We start from the raw sequence: 3,009 nt of genomic DNA on the forward strand, positions 1-3,009 counted from the left end.
ATTGAATTTGAACCGCCGTGCAGGAGACTGCACGGCGGTTTTTTGTATTGCGGGGATGGGTGGAAGGGCGGGGCTTTTTCCGGAACCGGCTGAAGCCGGGACTACATTACGTGCGCTGGATTTTATACCATCAGAGCTGAAAAAGAGTCTATGCGAGCCCAAGCAGAGAGGCGGTAAAACAGAGCTTCCTCCGTCGGATTGGGACATGGTGGCAGTCGGCCCAACCACCGCCCCCGCCTTTCCACACTCCAAGGACGGCGCACCTTTTTGAGCGCCCGCGACGCCACAGACCCAAAAATTCGGACCCGCACAGCGGTTCCCTACCAGCGCTGCGGCACGCGCTTATCTTGCATGGCAGGGATGCGCCGGGTGCTTCCTTGGAGGTGAAACTGCCTCCACGTGGTTTCAAACAGAGGGGGGTGACGTGCGGAGCAACGGACCTGTATTCAACAGATCATGGTATTAGACATCCACGACTTTGGCGGCCTTGGCTTGGGCGGCCTGCCATTCCTGGTAGCGCTCCAGTTCGCGTTGCACGAGTTTCAAACAGAAGGCGACCACGGTGGCGTCGTCGAGGTAGCCGACGCCGACAATGACGTCTGGGATGACGTCTGCGGGATTGAGCACGTAGAGCAAGGCCAGTGACACTGCGCTGATGGCCCAATAGGGGATCTCGCGATAGGATCCCGCCCAGTAGTCCTTCACCATGCTGAGCATGATCTTCGTTTGTTCGAACACTTTTTTGAGCTTGGGCAGCTTGGTTTCGATCTCCTGCGCGCGCTGGTTGACCTTGGCTATGTCGAGATCGTGATCGCCATTGGTGGGAGTACTCATAGGGAAAAGTAACCAACGACATTTGTGAAGTCCAGCATGCAGTGAGAACAGCGTTATGAGGAGATTCTGCCACATCAGCACGATTGACATGGCCACCAAGGCTCGAATCATCACACTCAATGCCCACAGAAGCCACCCCGCCATCCGCCACCGGCCAGATCAACCATTTGATGAGTGAACTCATTGAATGCGGACGGGATTTTCACCATCGCGGCTGGTCGCTGGGAACGAGCAGCAATTACAGTGTGGTGATTGACCGTGAACCGCTGACGCTGCTGATGACGGGGAGTGGATTCGACAAAGGACGCCTGCAGCCAGACCAGTTTGTCATGGTGGATGAAAACGCGCAGGCGTTGGACGGGGATTTTCCGAAACCCTCCGCCGAGGCGCTGCTGCACACGGTGCTGGCGAAACACGGCGCAGGAGCGGTGCTGCACACCCACTCGGTGGCGGCCACGGTCTTGAGCGAGCATTTTCTGAAGGACGGCGGGCTGCGGATTGCGGGCTATGAAATGCTGAAGGGACTCGCTGGAATCAGCACGCATGAGTCTGAGGCATGGATCGAGATTTATCCCAACACGCAGGACATTGCAGCGCTGGCGAAGGTGATTGATGCACGACTGCAAGATCCTGCGAGCGTGCTGCGCCATGGCTTTCTGATGGCGGGCCACGGCCTTTACACCTGGGGGGAGAACATCGCGGCTGCGCGGCGGCAGATTGAGGTGCTGGAGTTTCTCTTCGAAGTCGTCACACAGAAGCGTTTGCTCTTAGGCTCGTTTTAACGAGCACTCCTTCCATGGCCTACCTCCGCATTCCTTCCGCAGACCGAGTCATCGACGATGCGGACAGCATCCGCAGTTTTCTTCTGCCCCACGGCATTCATTACGAACGCTGGCAGGTGGCGGGGCGCATCGACCGAGATGCCACGCAGGAGGAAATCCTGGCGGCGTATGCACCCGAGGTGGAAGCCCTGATGAAGAGTGGCGGCTACATCGCGGCGGATGTGGTGAACGTGACTCCGGAGGTGCCCAATCTGCAGGAGATGCTGAACAAGTTTAATCAGGAGCACCGCCATGCAGAGGATGAGGTGCGCTTCATCGTCAAAGGGCACGGCATCTTTTACATCAATCCCGAGAATGGGGATCCGGTCTTCTCTATTGAGATCGAAGAAGGTGATCTCATCAATGTACCTGCGGGCACGAAGCACTGGTTTGACCTGTGTGCCGACCGCACCATCCGTGCGATACGCCTCTTTCGCGAAAAGGCTGGATGGACGCCACTGTACACCGGTGACGCGATTGCGAGCGGGTATCAGCCGCTGTGCTTTGGGCCCAATCCCCTCGCCGCCAAAGGTTTCCGTATTGAGCAGGCTGCGGCCATCGCAGCATGATCACGTTCGAGGGAAAACTGATCCTGCTGGACATCGAGGGAACCGTCTCGCCTCTGGCGTTTGTGCATGACGTGATGTTTCCGTATGCGCGACAGCATGCGGGAACTTATCTCGCCATGCATTGGAACACGGCGCTGATTTCACAACTCGCACGTGATGCAGATGTACCCTCCTTTGCTTCTCCTGCCGAGGCCGAGGCAGCCGTGCATCGGCTGATGGAAGCGGACGCCAAGGTGACCGGTTTGAAGCAGCTTCAGGGCATGATCTGGGAAGAGGGATTTCGCAATGGCGAGCTGCGCAGCCGAATCTTTGATGATGTGCCGTTGGCGCTGGCAGGCTGGTGTCAGAAGGGCCGGGAAATACGCATCTACTCCTCCGGCAGTGTACAAGCGCAGAAGCTTTTCTTTGCGCACACGAAGCGCGGGGATCTCACCACGCACTTCACAGGCTACTACGACACCACGACAGGGTCCAAACGCGAAAGCGCCAGCTACAGGGCGATCGCGGCGGATTGCGACCTACCAGCGGAGCAAATTCTCTTCATCAGCGATGTTGTGGAGGAATTGAATGCGGCGCGAAACGCTGGCATGTTCACTGCACTCGCGGTCCGGCCTGGAAACAAACCGGCGCCGCAGCACGATCATCCTGCCATCCAATCCTTCGATGAGTTGAGGCTACACTGACGATACGCCGCCTATTTTGGCCACTCGCCCAAGTTGGCATCAAAGACTTTTTCCCCCGCATCAGTTGAACGCACCTCCACGCTACTGACTTGAACGCCGATC

General features: G+C 57.6%; 5 protein-coding genes. 4 read left to right on the top strand and 1 reads right to left on the bottom strand.

The annotated features are described in order from the left end of the window. Positions 1-271, top strand: a 271-nt coding sequence (locus ACIREA_RS29635) for a hypothetical protein (RefSeq protein ID WP_397385927.1), incomplete at its 5' end; no start/stop codon positions are given. 191 nt (positions 272-462) lie between these two features. Here ACIREA_RS29635 and ACIREA_RS29640 read toward each other — a convergent pair. Continuing rightward, positions 463-834 carry a YkvA family protein gene (locus tag ACIREA_RS29640; RefSeq protein WP_397385928.1) on the bottom strand — a complete coding sequence of 124 codons (372 nt, stop codon included), beginning with the start codon at positions 832-834 and terminating at the stop codon, positions 463-465. Positions 835-953: 119 nt separating this feature from the next. On the opposite strand from ACIREA_RS29640, the gene mtnB reads away from it, so the two are divergent. The 3 genes from mtnB to mtnC are packed head-to-tail and all read left to right on the top strand — an operon-like array spanning position 954 to position 2,907. Next, the gene (gene mtnB / locus ACIREA_RS29645; RefSeq protein ID WP_397385929.1) at positions 954-1,616 is read left to right on the top strand and encodes a methylthioribulose 1-phosphate dehydratase; all 663 of its coding nucleotides are present in this window, start codon (positions 954-956) and stop codon (positions 1,614-1,616) included. A gap of 14 nt (positions 1,617-1,630) precedes the next feature. Further along, the gene (locus ACIREA_RS29650; protein ID WP_397385930.1) at positions 1,631-2,224 is read left to right on the top strand and encodes a 1,2-dihydroxy-3-keto-5-methylthiopentene dioxygenase; all 594 of its coding nucleotides are present in this window, start codon (positions 1,631-1,633) and stop codon (positions 2,222-2,224) included. Beyond that, on the top strand, positions 2,221-2,907 hold the full coding sequence (gene mtnC / locus ACIREA_RS29655; protein ID WP_397385931.1) for an acireductone synthase: 687 nt from the start codon (positions 2,221-2,223) through the stop codon (positions 2,905-2,907). Before ACIREA_RS29650 ends, mtnC begins: the two co-directional genes overlap by 4 nt. Positions 2,908-3,009: the final 102 nt, after the last annotated feature.

This window comes from Prosthecobacter sp. (genome assembly GCF_044373815.1).
GTDB lineage: Bacteria > Verrucomicrobiota > Verrucomicrobiia > Verrucomicrobiales > Verrucomicrobiaceae > Prosthecobacter.

Excerpts from the sequence above, each read along its gene's own strand:
- mtnC (WP_397385931.1), top strand. The coding sequence starts at position 2,221 with ATGATCACGTTCGAGGGAAAACTGATCCTGCTGGACATCGAGGGAACC.
- mtnB (WP_397385929.1), top strand. The coding sequence starts at position 954 with ATGCCCACAGAAGCCACCCCGCCATCCGCCACCGGCCAGATCAACCAT.
- ACIREA_RS29640 (WP_397385928.1), bottom strand. The coding sequence starts at position 834 with ATGAGTACTCCCACCAATGGCGATCACGATCTCGACATAGCCAAGGTC.
- ACIREA_RS29650 (WP_397385930.1), top strand. The coding sequence starts at position 1,631 with ATGGCCTACCTCCGCATTCCTTCCGCAGACCGAGTCATCGACGATGCG.